This window comes from Scandinavium sp. (assembly GCF_051650185.1).
GTDB lineage: Bacteria > Pseudomonadota > Gammaproteobacteria > Enterobacterales > Enterobacteriaceae > Scandinavium.
Map to the genome: position 1 here is coordinate 61,032 of NZ_JBOFIN010000140.1, position 19,062 is coordinate 80,093.

A 19,062-nucleotide genomic window follows, 5' to 3' on the forward strand; every position below is an offset into this window, starting at 1 on the left:
ATATCGTTTTTTCCACACTTCATGCAAAATTGATATAGATAACGTCAGGAAAGGACTACGCCATGCCTGCGGTGAATTTACGCCACATCGAAATTTTCCATGCTGTGATGACCACCGGTAACCTCACCGAAGCGGCAGCCCTGCTGCACACTTCCCAGCCGACGGTCAGCCGGGAGCTTGCACGGTTTGAGAAAGTGCTGGGGCTAAAGCTGTTTGAGCGCAGTAGAGGGCGGCTGCATCCTACCGTTCAGGGTTTACGGCTGTTTGAAGAAGTGCAGCGTTCCTGGTACGGGCTGGACCGCATTGTGAGCGCGGCGGAAAGCCTGCGGGAATTTCGCCAGGGCGAACTTTCGGTGGTTTGTCTGCCCGTCTTTTCGCAATCCTTTTTGCCCGCGCTACTGCAGCCTTTCCTCGCCCGCTATCCTGAGGTGAGTCTGCACATTGTTCCGCAGGAATCGCCGCTGCTGGAAGAGTGGCTGTCAGCTCAGCGTCACGATCTTGGGCTCACCGAAACGCTGCATACACCGCCTGGCACCGAACGTACGCCACTGCTCAGCATGAATGAAGTCTGCGTTCTGCCCGCCAGCCATCCGCTTGCTCAGAAAACGGTGCTTACGCCGCAGGATTTCGAAGGGGAAAACTACATCAGCCTGTCGCGTACGGACAGCTATCGGCAATTGCTTGATAATCTCTTCAGCGAGCATCAGGTACGGCGAAGAATGGTGGTGGAAACCCACAGCGCGGCGTCCATTTGCGCCATGGTGCGTGCGGGGGCAGGCATTTCAGTGGTTAACCCGTTTACCGCACTGGAATACGCCGCCACGGGCATTGCTATCCGTCGCTTCAGCATTGATGTGCCGTACAACGTGAGTTTGATCCAGCCGCTGCACCGGCCGGGATCGGCATTGGTGGATGCCTTTATCGATCATCTGCAAAGTAGTTTGCAGACGATCGTCACGCCACTGGAACCGCTGCTTGATCCCCTCAGGAAAGCATAAAGTCCACGGCGTCAGAAGCATGAAGCGCGGCGGTATCAAACACCGGCACCGGGCAACGATCGGCAGGCACCAGCAGACCGATTTCGGTGCAGCCAAAAATAACGCCCTCTGCGCCTTCTGCCACCAGCCGCTCAATCACCTGTAAATATTCCTGACGGGACGATTCGCTGAACGTGCCGAGGCACAGCTCTTCGAAGATGATTTGGTTGATTCGAGCGCGCTCATCGGCATTAGGGATAAGCAAATTCAACGAGAATTCCTGCTCCAGACGCCCACGGTAGAAATCCTGTTCCATGGTGTAACGAGTGCCCAACAGCGCGACATTTCGCAGCTTTTGCTTCTCAATCGCCCGCCCTGTTGCATCAGCGATATGCAAAAAAGGCACCTGACAGCGGGATTCGATCTGTGAGGCCACTTTGTGCATGGTGTTAGTACAAAGCACGATCCCTTCAGCGCCAATACTTTCCAGCGAGGCTGCCGCATGGGCAAGCATATCCCCGGCCTTTTCCCATTCCCCTGAAGCCTGGCAGGCTTCAATCTCATGGAAATCAACGCTGTGCATCAGGATCTTCGCCGAGTGCAGGCCGCCAAGGCGCTGCCTGATGCCTTCATTAATCAGACGGTAATAGGGAATCGTGGATTCCCAGCTCATGCCGGCAAGTAAACCAATGGTTTTCATGGACTGTCCTTTCGCAATGTTTCCCACAGTGAAACAGAGTTGTGATTAACTTTCCACTTCTGGTCGCAACGAAATATTCATGTATACGCTGGAGATATGTGCGGTGAGCTATGGCAGTTGAGGGTGAAGCTCAGGCACAGAAAAAGAAGATATCCTCTTCTTTTTCTGTGTTTTTTATCATTACAGGGCAGATTCTTCGAGCAGCAGCGTCGCCCGGCGGGATTCACGCGCGCTTTGCAGTAAAACCGTTCCGCAGGCTATTGCCCCACCCAGCAGCGCTGCCAGCAGGATAATAAGCGACTTCCCTGGGCCATCTTTTTTAATGGGAAGCGAGGGTTCAAGCTGATAATTCACCACGGGAAAATCAACATCAGTAATATTTAATGCTTCTAACTGTTTCAATAAATATTCGCGGTTAAGAATGTCAGCATTTAGCTCAGAAACATCTTTAATCGATTTTTCAATTTCGAGTTTTTTATTGATCCCTTCCGTCCCCAGAGTGACGGAGAAATCAGGATCGTCTTTGATCATTTGCCCGTTGCTGTAAACCGGTTTATTAATTCCGGCCGCCTGAGCAACCTGAAGGGAATAATTCAGACGCTTAATTTTGGTGTTCTTCGCATTCTCCAGCTGGGCGCGATCGAGCTCCAGACGCTGTTTTTCGGTCTGTAATTTCATGGTCACGTTTTCATGCAGAGAGGTCATGGTCTGCTTAACCACCTGCGCGCTGACGAATTTGATATAGCCCGCCAAAATGGCTTGCGCCTCTGCGGCATCAGGGCCGGTAAAAGAGAGCGTCCAGGAGTTATACAGCGAGTTGTTCTCTTTTTTGTTACTGGCATCATCAACGGCTTTCATGCGCTCGGCGATAGTGACGACCGCACGATGAAGCTCAATAGGATCGACGTCAGTTTCTTTTAACTGCTCCATTAATTCAGGTGAAGATTTTACGTACTCTTCCAGCAACACGGTGGAGTTAAACTTTTTGATGAAGAGATTAAACAGCGCGGTGTTGTCGCTTTTATTGTCAACGCCAAGCACTCTCATCGTGGCAAGCAGCGTGTTGAGCGGCATTAGTTGGGTGCGTTCCGCAGGCGTGATGACGGCGTTGCTGGTCCATTTTTGCGGCAGCAGCAGCGAAACGGCCAGGCCTGCGAGGGCAAACCCAAGAACAAAAGCCAGGATGCGTTTGCGGGCACTCCACAACACGTCCAGCAGAGCCAGGAGATCAATATCCTGCCCGGTAGAGAAGGAGTGTGCGGGAACAGAAGCCGTGAGCGTTACGTCCTTTGGGGTCTTGATATCCATAGTTGACATAATGTTTTCGTCGATGCGGGTTAACGGTATTTTTCGCTAATATAGCCCTATAAGAAGATTCTGAAAACCATTTATTGTATTAATCATGTAACCAGGAATTTTCATAGTCCACATTAGGAAAAAACTACTAAATACTCAATTTCCCGTAAACTTCCCACCTAATTATGGAGTTGATTAAAAACGCTTAATCATTTAAGCAGAAAATTGTTCAAGACCTGCCGAATAAAAAGTTTAGCGACACTTAATCAAAATTAAGCACGGAAACACATTAGCTTTTTTAAGCATAAAAAAACCCTGCCGAAGCAGGGTTTTCGCGGAATGTGCTGGCGTTAGCGAGCCAGCCAGCCGCCGTCTACCGCCACCGTGTAGCCGTTGATGTAGTCTGAAGCCGAAGAGGCAAGGAACACAACCGGCCCCATCAGATCGCTCGGCAAGCCCCAACGCCCGGCCGGAATACGATCCAGAATTTCGGCGCTGCGTTGTTCATCGGCGCGCAGTTGCTGAGTGTTGTTGGTCGCCATATAGCCTGGCGCAATCGCGTTGACGTTGATACCGTGCTTCGCCCACTCATTCGCCAGCAAACGGGTTACGCCCATCACACCGCTTTTCGATGCAGTGTAAGAAGGAACGCGAATGCCGCCCTGGAAGGAGAGCATGGAAGCGATGTTAATAATTTTGCCGCCTTTGCCCTGGCTGATGAAGTGTTTCGCTGCCGCCTGAGACATGAAGAACACCGCTTTGATGTTCAGATTCATCACGTCGTCCCAGTCTTTCTCGCTAAATTCGATAGCGTCCTGGCGACGAATCAGGCCAGCGTTGTTGACCAGAATATCGATATGGCCAAATTCGGCGACAGCGCGTTCCAGCAGCTGTGGAATACCGTCGATATTGCGCAGGTCAGCCGTCAGGCTAAGGAACCGACGACCACGGGCGGTGACTTGTTCAATGGTTTCCGTTGGCTCAACGATATTGATACCGACGATGTCACAGCCTGCTTCGGCCAGACCGATGGCCATACCCTGACCCAGACCGGTGTCGCAGCCAGAAACCACGGCAACTTTGCCTGCCAGTGAAAATGTATCGAGAATCATAAAAAATCCTTACTCATTTGACGCCTGTACCGGACAGGCAAAGGGTTTTGCTGCCCGCGACTAGCGCAGATCTTTAACAGCGACGTGGTCCATATCATCGAAGACCTGGTTCTCACCGACCATGCCCCAGATAAAGGTGTAGGCCTGTGTGCCCACGCCAGAGTGAATGGACCAGCTCGGCGAAATGACCGCCTGCTCGTTGTGCATCACGATATGGCGCGTTTCCTGCGGTTGTCCCATCATGTGGAACGCACAGGCGTCGTCGGCCATATTGAAGTAGAAATAGACTTCCATCCGGCGTTCGTGGGTGTGACATGGCATGGTGTTCCACAGGTTGCCGGGAGCCAGTTCAGTCAGGCCCATGCTGAGCTGACAGGTTTCCAGCACGTCCGGAACGAAGTATTTATTGATGGTGCGGCGGTTGCTGGTGACGTTGTCGCCAAGCGTGACCGGGGCAACGTCTGCGGGCGTCACTTTTTTGGTTGGGAAGGTGGTGTGTGCCGGGGCGCAGTTGTAGTAAAACTTCGCCGGTTTCGCGGTATCAATGCTGGCGAACACCACCTCTTTCGCGCCTTTGCCGACATACAGTGCGTCGCGATGGCCGATTTCATAGCATTTACCATCAACGGTTATGGTGCCCGGGCCGCCAATGTTAATCACACCCAGCTCACGACGCTCAAGGAAGTAGCTTACGCCAAGCTGCTTGCCCACTTCTCCGCCGACAGAGACCGTTTTGGCCACTGGCATGATGCCACCGACAATGATGCGATCGATATGGCTGTACACCATGGTGTATTCATCGGCGACAAACACCTGCTCAACTAAAAACTCGTTGCGCAGCCCTTGCGTATCCAGCGTCTTAGCGTGCGCGCTGTGGATGCTTTGTCTGATGTCCACGTAAACCTCCAGCATAAGTTTCATTTTGAAAAGCAGTTTCGCTTTTCTGTTAAAACCATCTTATGCCTCCCACTGGTGGTTTTCAATGATAAATAAAACATCGTTTCATTTTTTATGTCGATAAATTCCAGAAATGCAAAACCGATCACGCTACGAGCGTGACAACGCTTCACCTAAGAGAAACATGTCATTTAATAACAACATGTTAAACGAACTTTGAATTAAGACACAGAAGAGAGATAACTTCGTAGAAAAACGAAGGAAGGGTGAATTTCAGCCAGCAAAAAGGCCTCCTTTACAGGAGGCCTCACAAGATAAGCAGCTCAGAACTATTCGCGCTCAACCGCCAGCGCCACGCCCTGTCCACCGCCGATACACAATGTTGCCAGCCCTTTGCGGGCACCGCGTTTAATCATCTCATGAACCAGCGACACCAAAATACGGCAGCCGGACGCGCCAATCGGATGGCCCAGTGCAATCGCACCGCCGTTAACGTTGACGCGCTTCTCGTCCCATTCCAGCACCTTGCCGACGGAAATAGCCTGTGCGGCAAAAGCTTCATTGGCTTCAATCAGGTCAACATCGCCCAGCTGCCAGCCTACTCGTTCAAGGCAACGGCGGGTCGCATAAACAGGCGCAATGCCCATCAATGCAGGATCGACCCCCACGCTGGCGAAGGCCCGGATGCGCGCCAGAATCGGCAAATCCAGCTCCAGCGCACGTGATTCACTCATCATCATCACCGCCGCCGCGCCATCGTTTATCGATGAGGCGTTACCCGCGGTCACCGAACCCAGCGTATCAAACGCGGGCATCAGGCGGGCAAGCCCTTCGGCGCTGGCATCGGTCCTGGGCTGTTCGTCGGTATCGACGACCTGAGTCAGACCATTTTTCTGAACATTCACCACCGGAACGATTTCATCGCGGAAGCGTCCGGAATCTATCGCCCGCCGCGCTTTTTGCTGCGAGCTAAGCGCCCAGGCATCCTGTAACTCGCGGGTAATGCCGTATTCGCGCGCCAGGTTTTCCGCCGTCACGCCCATATGATAATCGTTGAAAGCATCCCACAGCCCGTCATGTACAAGGCTGTCGATAAGCTGGCTGTTGCCCAGCCGTGCCCCTGTTCTGCTGTCGGTCAGTACATGAGGCGCGCGGCTCATGTTTTCCTGGCCGCCCGCGATAACCACATCCGCTTCCCCGCACTGAATCGCCTGGGTCGCAAGATGCAGCGCTTTCAGGCCCGAGCCGCAAACGTCATTAATGGTAATGGCAGAAACCGTGTTCGGCAGACCGCCTTTGATGGCCGACTGTCGGGCAGGGTTTTGCCCGGCCCCCGCCGTCAGCACCTGGCCGAGGATCACTTCATCGACAGCAAAAGGATCGAGACCGGTCCGTTCGACCAGCGCTTTCACCACGACGCTGCCCAACTCCACGGCTGTAAAGCGCGATAACGCGCCCTGAAAACAGCCGATGGGGGTTCTTACTGCACCTACGATTACGACGTCTTTCATCCCGACCTCAGCGCAAATTAACCGCACTATAGTAGAGTATTGTTATCAACTATTATCGTAATTGTTTACAAAAAGTGAGATTAATCACAAAGCAATGCGCTGTCATTTAACATTCATCCGCCAATACCGCGCGGGTGGCATTTCGCGCTCCCCCGCCCCTTCGGTTTTATGGTAAATTCGCCTCCGTTTTCCTGGTAATCTGGTTTTAAAATTCAAACAATGTCGAAATTATGGTCAAAAGACGAAACCCTGTGGAGTTTCGCCTTATATGGTACTGCGGTAGGCGCTGGCACGCTGTTCCTGCCGATTCAGCTAGGCTCCGCCGGAGCGATGGTGTTACTGATTACGGCACTGGTGGCATGGCCGCTGACATACTGGCCGCACCGTGCACTGTGTCGCTTTATTTTATCGGCCAACCTGCCTGCTAACGTCGGGATCACCGGCGCCGTCAATCACTACTACGGCAAAAAAATCGGCAACCTCATCACCTCGCTCTATTTCATCGCCTTCTTTGTGGTGGTGCTGATTTACGCCGTCGCCATCACCAACTCGCTCACTGAACAGTTAGCCAAACAGATGACAGTGACGCTCGGCATTCGCATGCTGGTGAGCCTGGGTGTGGTGCTGGTTTTAAACCTGATCTTCCTGATGGGTCGTCATGCGACGCTGAAAGTCATGGGGTTTCTGGTTTTCCCGCTGATTGCTTATTTTCTGTTTCTCTCTGTCTGGCTCACTGGCTCCTGGCAGCCAACGCTGTTCAGCGGGCAGTTGACCTTTACGCCTCACACCCTGCATCAGGTCTGGCTCTCCATTCCCGTGATGGTTTTCGCTTTTAGCCATACGCCTATTATCTCGACCTTCGCTATCGATCGTCGCGAGAAATTCGGCGAGCAGGCCATGGATAAATGCAAAAAAATTATGCGGATTGCTTATCTGATCATCTGCCTGAGCGTGCTGTTTTTCGTCTTCAGCTGTCTGCTGGCTATTCCGGAAAGCTACATTGCCAACGCCAAAAACGAAGGGGTGACGATCCTTTCCGCCCTGGCAATGATGCCAGCCTCGCCGCACTGGCTGGCGGTTTCCGGGATCATTGTGGCGATTGTGGCGATGTCGAAATCTTTCCTTGGCACCTACTTCGGGGTGATTGAGGGTGCCAGCGAGATAGTGAAAGCTGGCCTGAATCAGGTTGGCGTGCGAAAAAGCCGTGCTTTTAACCGCGCGACTGCCATCCTGCTGGTGTCCGCCTTGACGTTTGTGGTGTGTTGCATTAACCCGAACGCTATCTCGATGATTTATGCCATCAGCGGCCCGTTGATTGCGATGATCCTGTTCATTATGCCGACGCTGTCCACTTACCTGATCCCTGCTCTCAAGCCTTATCGCTCTGTGGGAAGTCTCATTACGCTGGTCGTTGGCGTGCTCTGCGTCTCGGTCATGTTCTTCGGCTAATCCCTGTGCGGCTCACGGGCCGCACATTCCGTTAAACTTTCTTCGCTTCCTTCTTTGCCTGAGCGGTTTACACTTAGCCGGTTAAGCCATTATGAGGAAACAGTTATGTCCAGCGTTAAACAGTCCGGCAGTTTTACTCTCGGCGATCGTGATGTGTATCGCCTTGGCTATGGAGCCATGCAGCTGGCGGGCCCTGGCGTGTTTGGCCCACCGAAAGATCCAGAGATGGCCGTCAAAGTGCTTCAGGCCGCACTTGAAGCTGGCGTGAACCATATCGACACCTCCGATTTTTATGGGCCGCATGTCACCAACCAGATCATCAAAAAGGCACTTCCCCCCTATCCGCAAGAGTTGACGATTGTCACCAAAGTCAGCGCCCGTCGCGACGATCAGGGCAACTGGCTGCCGGCAATGTCTGCCCCGGAACTCACTTCCGCCGTGGAAGACAACCTGCGTAATCTGGGTCTCGATGTGCTGGATGTGGTCAACCTGCGCAGCATGATCAGCGCTCACGGCCCGGCGGAAGGATCGCTCGAAGCGCCGCTGGAAACGCTGATTAAGCTGAAAGACCGTGGCCTGATCCGCCATATCGGGATGAGCAACGTCACCGCGAAGCAGGTGGAAGACGGCCTGAAAATGACCGATATCGTCTGCGTGCAGAACTTCTATAACGTGGCGAACCGCCATGACGATAAGCTCATCGACATGCTGGCAACGAAGAATATCGCCTATGTGCCGTTCTTCCCGCTGGGCGGCTTCACACCGTTGCAGTCTCAGGATATCAACGACATTGCTGCAAACCTGAACGCCACGCCGATGCAGGTCGCGCTGGCATGGCTGCTGCAACGCTCGCCTAATATTCTGCTGATCCCAGGAACGTCTTCCCTGAAGCATCTGGAAGAGAACCTGGCGGCGGCTGCGCTAACCCTTCCGCAAGAGGCGCTGGACGTGTTGAACAACCTGCCGCAGGCTGCTCAGCACTGATCCTTATGACGCCCGGCGGCGCAAGCTTGCCGGGCCTACTCCGTCCTGTAGGCCTGTGCAAACGAAGTACCGCCCGGCGGCGTCAGCTTGCTGATGACTAAAAAAATTTCTCAGCAGCGAAACCTTTTCCCTCCACGCAGCGAACTGTGTAAGAAACCCCTTTCCTTACACAAGTGGAGCTCACCATGATTGCTGTAAAACATCGCTTATCGCTGCTGGCTACTGCCGCTCTTGGTTTCTCTTTGATGGCGTTTAACGCCGCCGCCGCGCTGCCGGTGGGTGCCAGCGCACCTGACTTCAAGCTCGACGCCGCGCTCGCCGGTAAACCGATGACCTTCTCGCTGCAACAGGCGCTACAAAAAGGCCCTGTCGTGCTCTACTTCTTCCCGGCGGCGTTCACCAAAGGCTGCACGCTGGAAGCGCATGACTTTGCTGAAGCGACGGATGATTTCAAAAAGCTGGGCGCGACGGTGATTGGCGTGACGGCGGGGAACGTGGATCAGGTGGGGAAATTCTCGCAGCTTGAATGCCGTAATAAGTTTGCCGTCGCCGCAGATCCGGGCGCCAAAGTCGCAGCTGAATATCAAACCCAAATGCAGATGGGCGGCAAAAAGCTCTCTGACCGCACGTCTTATGTGATTGCTCCCGACGGTAAGATCCTGCTGAGCTACACCGATCGTAATCCGGATGCCCACATCCAGAAAACGATGGATGCGGTGAAACAGTACGCCCAGTCACACTCCTGATAGCAAACAGAGACAGCTTATGTTGACTGCCATGCTCGCCGCCTTTTTAGGCGGCATTATTCTCAACTTCATGCCGTGCGTGTTTCCGGTGGTGTCGTTGAAGGCGTTCGGGCTGCTGCGTCACGATGGTGATACGGCAAGCGCCCGCAGCGAAGGCCTCGCGTTTTTGCTTGGGGTTGTCGTCACGATGATGGCGCTGGCAGCGATCTTGCTTGCCGCACGCGCAGGCGGGAATGCGGTTGGCTGGGGTTTCCAGCTTCAGTCACCGTTGGTTATCTCGATTCTGGCGCTGGTTATCCTCGGTGCAGCGCTCAATATGCTGGGCGTGTTTGAAGTGGGCCTGTCACTACAGCGTGCCGGAGAGCTTTCTATTGGCCGCGGAGCATTTGTCCGTTCCGCGCTGACAGGTGCGCTGGCGATCATCGTCGCCACCCCCTGCTCGGCTCCGTTTATGGCGGGCGCTATTGGCTATGCTCTGGTACAACCGCCTGCTGTCGCACTGGCGATTTTCTTTGCGCTGGCACTGGGCTTCGCTGCCCCCTTCACGCTGATATCACTTTTCCCTGCTCTTGCGCGCCGCTTGCCGCGCCCTGGAGCATGGATGAGCGTCCTGAAAAATGGCCTCGCCTTCCCGATGTTTGGCGCGTACGCCTGGCTGGTTTGGGTCCTCGCACAACAAGCCGGAATGACGGCACTGGCTACCCTGCTTGCGGGGTCGGTTATCGTCAGCTTTGCAGCCTGGATTTATGGCATGGCGCAACAGCGTCAACTGGCCGGGCGCGGCTACCGCGTGATGTATTCAGTCACCGTGGCGCTGCTTCTGCTGGTGTTGATACCGTTACCAGGTGTGATGAAACCAGCCGCCAATGCAGATATCGTGCAGAACGCTCAGCAGGTCGCCCCGATAAAATGGACGCCGCAGACTGTGGCTGAACAGCGCGGACACGGCAAAGCCATTTTCGTGAACTTCACTGCTTCCTGGTGCATCACCTGTCAGGTGAACGACAAGACTTCGCTCTCCACCCAGTCGGTGAAAGAGGCGATGGCGAAAACGGGCACGCTGTATATGGTGGCAGATTCGACTAAATTTAATGCGGATGTCGATGACGCGCTAAGCCAGTTTGGTCAGGGCGGATTACCGCTGTATGTGGTTTATCCTGCCGATGGCAGCGCACCAAAGGTTTTACCGCAGGTATTAACCCCGACCATCGTGGTGAATGCCCTCAATCAGGCTGCCGGTAAAAAGGCGTGACGACCGCAAAGGTTACGCGCCTGAGAGTTCCGGTGCGACGCAGCAAGGCGGTTTATGAGTAATCCGGCAGTTCCGCGCGAACAGTGGCCTGAGTATATGGCCCGCGCACAGGCAGGCGATCAGCAGGCGTACGCACGTCTGCTGCATACCCTGGTGCCGGTTATTCGGGCGCTGGCTCGCAGGCAAATGGACGACGAGGCGCTGATCGAGGATGTCATTCAGGATGTGCTGCTGACCCTGCATCGGGTGCGCCACACCTACGATCCGGGCTGCCCGTTTCTGCCGTGGTTGATGGCGATTGCTCAGGCCAGAAGCGTGGACGCGCTGCGGCGGCAAGGACGCTTCGCACGGCGAGAAGTCACTGAAGATGAGCAGGTGCTGAATATGGCTGATTCCACGCAGATCAAGAACGCAGAACAGCGTGAATCACGGGAAGAATTGTACGGTTTTCTCAGCCAGTTACCCTCGCGTCAGCGTCAGATAGTGGAAAGCATCCATCTTCAGGAGATGAGTCTCGCGGAGGCCGCGAAGGAGAGCAACCTGAGTATTTCGGCGGTGAAGTCGTTGTTACATCGGGCGTTGAGTAATCTGCGCCGTTATGGAGCCAGTCATGGAAAATCATGAGGCCTTAATTCAAAACCTGAGCCGTTCAGCGCAGCCCGTAAAACGCCCGTTGCCTGTTGGCTTACGTGTCGTTAGCTGGGTGCTGATGGCGCTCAGCACAGGCGCTCTGGCGAGTCTATTGCTGGAGAGAAGCGCCACCGACTGGACACAGCCAGGCGCGGCATGGGCAATTGCGCAGCTGGTGCTCGTGTTCGCCACAGGGTTGCTCGCCATCGGCACAGCCTTCACCGGCAGCATCGCTGGCCGTCGCCCGTTATCCGCACGTTGGTTAGCCGCGCTTGCTGTGATCTGGCTGATCGCAGCAGCCATGAGCCTGAGCCAACACCCGCTATCCGCAGGAAGCCTGCACGACACCCGCTGCTACACCTTTATGGTCACCGTCAGCGCGCCGATGATTGCGCTGGTGCTGGGATTTTTACGCCACACCCGCACACTCACCCCGTTGCGCAGCCTGACCTTAGCCGGAACAGGCGTCGCCTGTATGGCGCTGACGCTGCTCGCATTCTGTCATCCGGTGCATCTGCATCCGGAAGACTTCCTGATGCATATCGCAGCGATTGTGACGATCGTGGCGGCGACTGTGACTTTGGGGTGGCGCTGGGTAAGGGTTTGAAAAATCAGATACAGAGCTGGATGGGATCAGACGATTTTTTGGAGCGGGCGAAGGGAATCGAACAGAGAAGCCCAGGAGCCGCGAAAGATCTCAACATTGGTAGTTGATAGCGGAGATTGTAGAGGATCATTCTCATGTCTATCAAGGGTCAATCTTATCTTTATCCAACTGCGGAAGGGGTCTGGATGTTTCAGATCTTCATTCCGGTGTACATGCGCCACATTTTCGGCGGGAAACGCCTGTACCGGAAATCTACGGGAACCAAAGACCTTAACGCCGCTAAACACTTCCGTAATCACATGCTGATCGAGTGGAAGACACTCAAAGAACAGTATTCCCCGAACACGGAGGAACGGCGCATACAAAACGCCATAGCCGGATTGCATAAGCAAACCACGCTACGCGCCCCACTCCAGACAGTGCCAACGTTAACCGCTATCCGCGATCAATACGCTGAAAAATACAGTGATAAGCGCTCATTCTCGACGCTGGCTAAATCTGCTCGCGCCGTGGAGGTGTTTCTTGCTTCGCTTGACCGTGCAGACATTCAGATCACGGAGATCAGGCGGTCACAAGTGGCGATGTTTATCAATCAGCAAGACAAGAAAGCCCCTCAAACCGTGCAGAATTGGCTAACGTGCCTGGGGAGCCTGTACGAGTATGCGCGAAGAGGTTACGACGACATAGCACCAGATAACCCGTTTCACGGTCACAATCTCGAAGCGAGGGCGACGATTGAAAGTTATCAACCTTTTACCTCTGACCAGATGCAAAAGCTACTTGATGCAGCAGAGCCGGAGATCAGGAACATCATAATCATGGGGCTGTTTTCAGGATGCCGCCTTGATGAACTGGCAAGCCTCAAGAAGTCGGAGATCCAGACGGTGGAAGGTGTGCGCTGTTTCTACATCAGCAAGAGTAAAACCAAAGCAGGGATCAGGCATGTGCCGATTCACCCTAAGCTATCTGCGATAGTCGATGAATACCTGAGCCACAGTTACGGCGAGTACCTGTTCCCACAGGCTAACAAGATTAACCGTGCTGACGGTAAGAAAGGCCCGTTCTACTCCCAAGCGTTCACCAGGCTACGCCGTCGTGTATTGCCTACCGCTACAGATCGTCAATGCTTCCACAGCCTGCGCGGGATGTTCATCACCTGCTTAGACCGCGCAGGGGTGCAGGAAACCAGGATCGGCAGTATAACCGGGCACACCGAACAGAAAGCCAAAACGGAAGCTTTCCGCACCTATTCCCAGGGCGCAAGCATGGAAGAGTTAGCCGGGTATGTGAAGATGGTGGATTATGAACAAATAGCGATCAACACAACCAGTGCAATCAACTAAAATAACGTGAGGAATGATTATTTTGCAGCATAAAAAACCGCACGTTTTGTTATCTGTGCATTTATCCAGTGAACTGGATTTTCATCGTTGCAAAGCGAAGCGGTGAGAATTATCTTTGGTACTACATGTAGTATGTGTAACAAAACACAAGCACCACATGTGACCATTTCCAACTAACAAAGGGCTGATAGCATGGCAAAGAATCCTAAGCAAACATCAAGTAAAATCGCTTCTGTTGCTGGTCAAACCTTAAACGATCCAAACGCCTCGAAACTACAAAAGCGCCTGGCAGCATCTGCGCTTGCTCAACGTGTCGCCTCCAGCCATACCAGCGAAACTATGGAAACGGTTGCAGCTAAGGCACTCGATAACCCACGCTCAAGCGAAAAGACCAAACAGCTTGCAGCAACGGTGTTAGCTCAATCAACAAAATAAGAAACAAAAAAGGGGCGCAATGCCCCTTGTATCATCACCCGCCTGTGCTGCTTTGACCGCTGCTAATCGCTAACGTTAACGACTGTTCGAAACTTGCTGCTGACACTTTAGCGTTGAAGTCGATGTAATCAGACAAGCGATTAACATCACTTTGCAGGGTAAGCCCCACTTCTGGATTCACTTGCAGATTAAACGTAGGATTCAGCGTGTACGCTGGCGCATTGCTGCTGCTTAATGACATAGCACTATCACGCAGAGAATCACCAGACAGCGAATACTGATTCGCCGCTGTTCCTGCTTGCTGATCACCTAACCCCAACCATGAAGCTACAGCAGGGCCAAACGTCCTTGTGTCCACGCCTGTTTTTTGTTGTACCCAATCAGCCGCAGCATTCGCAGAGCCACCCACAGCACCATCGTAGAGGGCCTGGCTCGCTGGCTTGTTAGCATCACTAAACCAAGCCGGGAAACGTGATCGCAACCCTGCATTGATATCACTCACAACGGCAGAGATTTCGCCCACAAATCCGGTGATTTCTTTCGAGAGATTGCCTAAGCCCTCTCCCAGGCTTCCAGCCGCTTCGGTGATAACTTGCGTATTTTTAACGAGGTCGTCGCCACCATCGGCGAAGCCTTTCATAAAGCCAGTGAACAAACTGTTATCAACGCCGTTCATCAAGGAAGACATAGCCACGGACAGATCGCCGTAAGCGTAAGTTTGCTTAATCTGCTCGTCGTTCAGCGTCTGACCGCTATCAACAAGGCTTTTCAGCGTCTTGTTATACTCTGCACCGTTATTCAGGAAAGCATCGGTGTAGTGTGCCAGGTCATCCCCGTAATCCTCGATCAGATGCCCGATGGATGCCTGAGACATGCCACGGCGCTGACCTTCGTTTACTGTCGCCTGGATAAAATCAGCAGGACTATCCTGGAACTTTGCTATGTCTTGTTTAGTCCATCCGAACAGGTTCATAACGTTGTCTACAGCACCGTTGCCGCCCTTCCATTTTCCAGACTTTTGATCGAAAGTGGAGTTTGACATCGACTCGCCCAAACGCTCGCGCACGTCTTTGAAGTTGTCAGTGATTTTGTCTACGGATGCGCTGTCTATGCCGTGCTGCTGTCCGTATGCAACCAATGTCTTCACCACGTTAGGATTAGTCTTAACAAGAGCCGATTTTCTCACCAGATCAAGATTCTCGTTCCCTTTGTCACGTATACGGGACAAGATGCCAGCGCCGCCAGCTAAAGCCGCCGTAGCGCCAATAAAGCCAGCACCACCGCCGATAATGCCGCTGATACCTTTTTCTTTAATACCCTTTGCCGCCCCTGCGTAATCCGTGCGTTTGGCGTGTTTAAGCGCTGCCGCTTGTGCCTGAGTGGATGCCGTCACTTTAGCTTGTAACGCAGCCTCACGGCGCATAAGCGCTATGCGTTCGCGTAGTTCATAGTTCATCTTCTGACTGCTGATCTGACCATTACGGAAAAGCTCTGTCTGCTCGTGAGCAAACTTTGCAAACTGGTGTTGTGTGGCGGCAGAAACGCCATATTTTCCGGCTATGCCTTTCATCTGGAGATTAGCACTACGAAACTTAAGATCAGCTGTCTCATTACGTTTGGCTATCTTAGTCGCTTCCCTGGCTTGCGCTTTCGCCGCCTTATCTGCAATACGTTGCTGTTTTAGTTCGTTAGTAGTTTTGGCTGCGGTGTTGAATTTAGCGTTGTCAGCCATTGCTGACGCTTTACGCTGTCTTTCTTTCATCGCTTTGAATCTGATCTTCGGTTCGGCCAGAGATTGGAAATACTTCTGTAAATCCTTCCCCGTTTGCCTGGCCTCTCTAAGACTATTCTTATCCACCGTAAACGAAATTACGTTGCTGATTTTACTGGCCTGGATCTCAAGCATCACCACCGCCTTGTTTCTCAATAAAGAAATCTATAGCCTTTGATGGGGATTCGCCGTATTGGTGCATACGCTGACGGACTCCGTTATAACTCACGCCATATATTTTGCAGATCTGAGCTAATGTTAATAACTCAGTTGCATCATTTATTTTCACTGTGCCAGATTTGGCACTCTTTAGGATTAGTTCCATTATTATTTACCTCTGCAAATGAAAAAGGGGAAAGCGTATTTCTACGCCCTCCCCCTCTCGTGGTTTTCTCTTTAATCGGGATTACTCAGACAGAGATCCGAATACAATAGCCGTAGGGATATTGTTGATTGCTAAAAAACTGGATTCCGTCGCAATAGACGGGAACTGCCATTTAGCATCTGCAATCACGTATTGATGATGCAAGGCCGCTTCTTTACCTAACGTCAGGTGACGCACTCCGATCCCTGTGTGAAGAACAAGCGCGTTAGCACTGTCAGACATACGAGGAACGACGGCGAACCCGTCCACACCGATCTTGTCAGTGATGAGGCTATAACCAGATACGTCCAGCACCGTGACACCGTTCAGAGTCCAAACTTCATAAGCCGGATTTGCTGACGCTGTGCGCGTAGCGAAGTTTTCACCACTTTGAAGTGGCAGTGTGTACACCATGAAATCTTTCACCGATGGGTGATAACGAAGTGCTTTAGCAGCCTTACCAGCAGCCAGGATCACCGTCCCTTGTTTCTGCTGTGCCAGTCCATCACCAAGCGCCACATTCTGAATACGTGTGATTTCGCTTAGTTGCTCGAAGATGTTCGCCGTGTCGCTCACGTCAAGGGTGTATTCTGTGCGACTACCGCCAGCGAGGAAGTCAAGATCGCCCTGTCCGGCAAACTCGCTATCAACACGCAGACCAAGCAGAGCGTTAACCAAATCCACTTCCACGGCGTTATTAGCCATACTGTATTGTGAGTCTGAGAAATCGTTGAGAGCAATGCTCACCTGATCGGCTGTGTCACTAATGCCTCTTGAGGCGTATTGCTGAAGATCAAGCGATGTAACGCTGTTCAGAGTCCCGAAATATTTCATCTGGTAAAGAGCATTAGTAAACTCTGGACGCCGTGCGCTGTTCCAATCTGATTGAGCGTATGGGCTGTTCTCTTTTGCCACCAAATTTTTTACATCGGTTATATTTTCCAGCGCAATTGTATTAACTGCGTGGTGTTCCTCTCGGAATAATCCGAGGTTTGTAACGATTGTATTAAGTTGGGTACTGAATACGAACGGGCTTGAAAACGAGTCAAAAATAGCGCCGCTAAATAAATCTTTTGCCATTATTGTTATTATCCTTGAGGTTATTACGTAGTGCGAAGCGCTACAGTGTCGAAATCAGAGAAAGTGAATCCAAGCGTTGCAAGCTGTGCCTGAGCTAATGATTCGTCCAGAGAGCCAAACTCGATCCCCGCAAGGGATAGAATGACGTGTACAGGGGAAGCCACAATAAAGGCTTTGCTTCCCGCGCTGGCTGGCTCCACCACCACATAAGCGATATCACCGGGAGCGGCAGCTTTCGCGCCTGTACCGTCCACGAGGTCGCCAACAATGAGAGAATCAGGAATACTGGATTCCACACGGATCAGCTTGTCCTGGAGAATGGGATCGCTTGTATAAGCAATTACCTTGTATCTGGCGTGGGAGTTATCCCCGTTTAATGTTTGAAATGTTCCAAACTGCATTATTATTTTCCTTGAGCTAATGTTTTTAATCGTGCCTGTAGTCCTTCAAGAGGATTAACAGGGGTATTTAAGGTTTTGGTTATTGTCTGCTGTGAAGATTTCAACTCTTCAACTGAGCATCCGGCACATTTGGCAATCACTGAAAGCTGTTCATCCGTATAAGATGTTATTTCATCAGCCAGCTTGCTAATATGCGTCGTGGAGTTCATCAGGAACATATCGTCCCTCCTAACTTATTTTGTTATGAACGGAATAAAAATAAAGCCAACGTTTTACGGTCGGCTCTATTGGTGCGGGGAGTCTTAGGATAAACCCCGCTGATCACTATCACGTGAAGCCCTTCACGCTGGCAGATGTGATCAATGGAATCTCATTAAATGCTACTATGGGAAGTAATATTAATAAGAGAGTGCATACTTTCGTATGCTGACAGCTATCACACCAAAGAAACATTTCATCGAAGCAAGATTAATGTTTTTCCAGAACTGACATTTGTCTAACAGCTTATAATCCTAACGGGGTTATAAGAAGTGAAGAGCGGGATTGCTCTTCTCTAAAATAATGTATTCTCAATGAAAGAAAGAGAGCGCCGGATATATCCCCGGATCATCCCGGAACGGGGCAGCGCTCTCCCCTTGTTAGACCGATATCAAGGAAAATGAAACGACACATAACAAAACCGTAAGAGAGAAGTAACGATTTTAGAGAAGAGGGCTATTTAATAGCCATCCCTCGCCTGGAGCTACCAGGCAAATCTATAGGGAGGAACCTGTAGAAGAAGCGGATAAGTGATTTTTTTCTCACCCATATCTTAAGTATAACCGATTTCGTTATGAATGTCAAGAATAATTATCATTCTCATTTAAATTTTTTCAGCTTCACTAACCTGAACTTCTTCGGTCATCCCCTGCACCAACGCTTCTAAATCCTGCTGACAATCGACAATCAGCCTTGCCACTCGTGACACTTCCCAGAGCACGTCCTGATCGGTGTGTAAGGCTTCTGTAGCCTCCACTGTGGCAATAATCCCCTGCAATGCCACCGTTGACAGGTGAAGCGTTTTAACAGCCTCTGCGAGGCTCTCAGTCGTTTCCTCGCGGTATGCGTCTGTAGCTGCGTCCAGCATCGGAATAATCAGGCTATCGTGTAATTCTTGAAGTGCATCATCGATATCGTTTTTGGTCATTTGGTCAATTTTTCCTTATTCGTTTTAATTGTGGCTGCCACTGCCAGAAATGGCGCGGCTAATGTGAGGATCTTATTCTCCAGTTCGTCCAATACTGTTATTTTCTCGTCATCTGTGAGATAAGCGTCATTGGTGATGGTGTCGATCTCTTCGAAATACCATTCGCAGCATTTAACGTTCTGGGGGCTTTGTTGAATAAATCGAACTTTTGCTGAGTTGAAGGATCAGATCACGCATCCTCCCGATAACGAAGACCGTTCCGTGGCAAAGCAAAAGTTCAAAATTACCAACTGGCCCACCTACAACAAAGCTCTCATCAAC

20 protein-coding genes and 1 pseudogene are annotated in these 19,062 nt (G+C 51.9%); 10 read left to right on the top strand and 11 right to left on the bottom strand.

Annotation, left to right across the window (positions count from 1 at the left end; genetic code table 11):
- Positions 1 to 62 precede the first annotated feature (62 nt).
- The gene (locus ACRCWW_RS19355; protein ID WP_438683833.1) at positions 63 to 998 is read left to right on the top strand and encodes a LysR family transcriptional regulator; all 936 of its coding nucleotides are present in this window, start codon (positions 63 to 65) and stop codon (positions 996 to 998) included.
- Here ACRCWW_RS19355 and ACRCWW_RS19360 read toward each other — a convergent pair.
- The 5 genes from ACRCWW_RS19360 to ACRCWW_RS19380 form a co-directional block, all read right to left on the bottom strand.
- Entirely contained in the window at positions 985 to 1,677 is a 693-nt protein-coding gene (locus ACRCWW_RS19360; protein WP_438683834.1) for an aspartate/glutamate racemase, read from the bottom strand. The genes ACRCWW_RS19355 and ACRCWW_RS19360 overlap by 14 nt on opposite strands.
- 180 nt (positions 1,678 to 1,857) lie before the next feature.
- A complete protein-coding gene (gene wzz(fepE) / locus ACRCWW_RS19365) occupies positions 1,858 to 2,994 on the bottom strand; it encodes an LPS O-antigen length regulator Wzz(fepE) (protein ID WP_438683835.1) in 1,137 nt (378 codons plus the stop codon).
- Between the two features lie 329 nt (positions 2,995 to 3,323).
- Positions 3,324 to 4,085 (bottom strand): 2-dehydro-3-deoxy-D-gluconate 5-dehydrogenase KduD, encoded by a 762-nt coding sequence (gene kduD, locus ACRCWW_RS19370; protein WP_438683836.1) that lies wholly within the window; start codon positions 4,083 to 4,085, stop codon positions 3,324 to 3,326.
- Between the two features lie 60 nt (positions 4,086 to 4,145).
- Positions 4,146 to 4,982 (bottom strand): 5-dehydro-4-deoxy-D-glucuronate isomerase, encoded by an 837-nt coding sequence (gene kduI, locus ACRCWW_RS19375; RefSeq protein WP_438683837.1) that lies wholly within the window; start codon positions 4,980 to 4,982, stop codon positions 4,146 to 4,148.
- 329 nt (positions 4,983 to 5,311) lie between these two features.
- On the bottom strand, positions 5,312 to 6,493 hold the full coding sequence (locus ACRCWW_RS19380) for an acetyl-CoA C-acetyltransferase (protein WP_438683838.1): 1,182 nt from the start codon (positions 6,491 to 6,493) through the stop codon (positions 5,312 to 5,314).
- A 219-nt stretch (positions 6,494 to 6,712) separates the two neighbouring features.
- On the opposite strand from ACRCWW_RS19380, the gene ACRCWW_RS19385 reads away from it, so the two are divergent.
- The 8 genes from ACRCWW_RS19385 to ACRCWW_RS19420 all read left to right on the top strand — a co-directional run bounded on the left by ACRCWW_RS19385 (position 6,713) and on the right by ACRCWW_RS19420 (position 13,939).
- Positions 6,713 to 7,942, top strand: coding sequence for an amino acid permease (locus ACRCWW_RS19385; protein WP_438683839.1), 1,230 nt, complete (start codon positions 6,713 to 6,715; stop codon positions 7,940 to 7,942).
- 105 nt (positions 7,943 to 8,047) lie between these two features.
- Positions 8,048 to 8,926, top strand: coding sequence for an aldo/keto reductase family oxidoreductase (locus ACRCWW_RS19390; RefSeq protein ID WP_438683840.1), 879 nt, complete (start codon positions 8,048 to 8,050; stop codon positions 8,924 to 8,926).
- A 185-nt stretch (positions 8,927 to 9,111) separates the two neighbouring features.
- Positions 9,112 to 9,672 carry a peroxiredoxin gene (locus ACRCWW_RS19395; RefSeq protein WP_438683841.1) on the top strand — a complete coding sequence of 187 codons (561 nt, stop codon included), beginning with the start codon at positions 9,112 to 9,114 and terminating at the stop codon, positions 9,670 to 9,672.
- A gap of 19 nt (positions 9,673 to 9,691) precedes the next feature.
- The gene (locus ACRCWW_RS19400; protein WP_438683842.1) at positions 9,692 to 10,924 is read left to right on the top strand and encodes a protein-disulfide reductase DsbD family protein; all 1,233 of its coding nucleotides are present in this window, start codon (positions 9,692 to 9,694) and stop codon (positions 10,922 to 10,924) included.
- A 54-nt stretch (positions 10,925 to 10,978) separates the two neighbouring features.
- A complete protein-coding gene (locus ACRCWW_RS19405) occupies positions 10,979 to 11,548 on the top strand; it encodes a sigma-70 family RNA polymerase sigma factor (protein ID WP_438683843.1) in 570 nt (189 codons plus the stop codon).
- Entirely contained in the window at positions 11,535 to 12,161 is a 627-nt protein-coding gene (locus ACRCWW_RS19410; protein ID WP_438683844.1) for a DUF1109 domain-containing protein, read from the top strand. The genes ACRCWW_RS19405 and ACRCWW_RS19410 overlap by 14 nt, the downstream gene beginning before the upstream one ends.
- 134 nt (positions 12,162 to 12,295) lie before the next feature.
- Entirely contained in the window at positions 12,296 to 13,504 is a 1,209-nt protein-coding gene (locus ACRCWW_RS19415; RefSeq protein WP_438683845.1) for a tyrosine-type recombinase/integrase, read from the top strand.
- Between the two features lie 192 nt (positions 13,505 to 13,696).
- The gene (locus ACRCWW_RS19420; RefSeq protein WP_044701866.1) at positions 13,697 to 13,939 is read left to right on the top strand and encodes a hypothetical protein; all 243 of its coding nucleotides are present in this window, start codon (positions 13,697 to 13,699) and stop codon (positions 13,937 to 13,939) included.
- A 34-nt stretch (positions 13,940 to 13,973) separates the two neighbouring features.
- On the opposite strand, the gene ACRCWW_RS19425 is transcribed toward ACRCWW_RS19420, so the two are convergent.
- The 6 genes from ACRCWW_RS19425 to ACRCWW_RS19450 all read right to left on the bottom strand — a co-directional run bounded on the left by ACRCWW_RS19425 (position 13,974) and on the right by ACRCWW_RS19450 (position 18,741).
- Positions 13,974 to 15,845 (bottom strand): hypothetical protein, encoded by a 1,872-nt coding sequence (locus ACRCWW_RS19425; protein WP_438683846.1) that lies wholly within the window; start codon positions 15,843 to 15,845, stop codon positions 13,974 to 13,976.
- On the bottom strand, positions 15,838 to 16,035 hold the full coding sequence (locus tag ACRCWW_RS19430) for a hypothetical protein (RefSeq protein ID WP_438683847.1): 198 nt from the start codon (positions 16,033 to 16,035) through the stop codon (positions 15,838 to 15,840). Before ACRCWW_RS19430 ends, ACRCWW_RS19425 begins: the two co-directional genes overlap by 8 nt.
- 81 nt (positions 16,036 to 16,116) lie before the next feature.
- Positions 16,117 to 17,154, bottom strand: coding sequence for a major capsid protein (locus ACRCWW_RS19435; RefSeq protein ID WP_438683848.1), 1,038 nt, complete (start codon positions 17,152 to 17,154; stop codon positions 16,117 to 16,119).
- Positions 17,155 to 17,177: 23 nt separating this feature from the next.
- The gene (locus ACRCWW_RS19440; protein WP_438683849.1) at positions 17,178 to 17,555 is read right to left on the bottom strand and encodes a hypothetical protein; all 378 of its coding nucleotides are present in this window, start codon (positions 17,553 to 17,555) and stop codon (positions 17,178 to 17,180) included.
- 2 nt (positions 17,556 to 17,557) lie between these two features.
- On the bottom strand, positions 17,558 to 17,773 hold the full coding sequence (locus ACRCWW_RS19445; RefSeq protein ID WP_438683850.1) for a hypothetical protein: 216 nt from the start codon (positions 17,771 to 17,773) through the stop codon (positions 17,558 to 17,560).
- A 644-nt stretch (positions 17,774 to 18,417) separates the two neighbouring features.
- Entirely contained in the window at positions 18,418 to 18,741 is a 324-nt protein-coding gene (locus ACRCWW_RS19450; protein ID WP_438683851.1) for a hypothetical protein, read from the bottom strand.
- A 216-nt stretch (positions 18,742 to 18,957) separates the two neighbouring features.
- Between ACRCWW_RS19450 and ACRCWW_RS19455 the strand changes: the two are divergent.
- Positions 18,958 to 19,062: pseudogene (locus ACRCWW_RS19455) on the top strand (IS5/IS1182 family transposase); the annotation flags it as partial.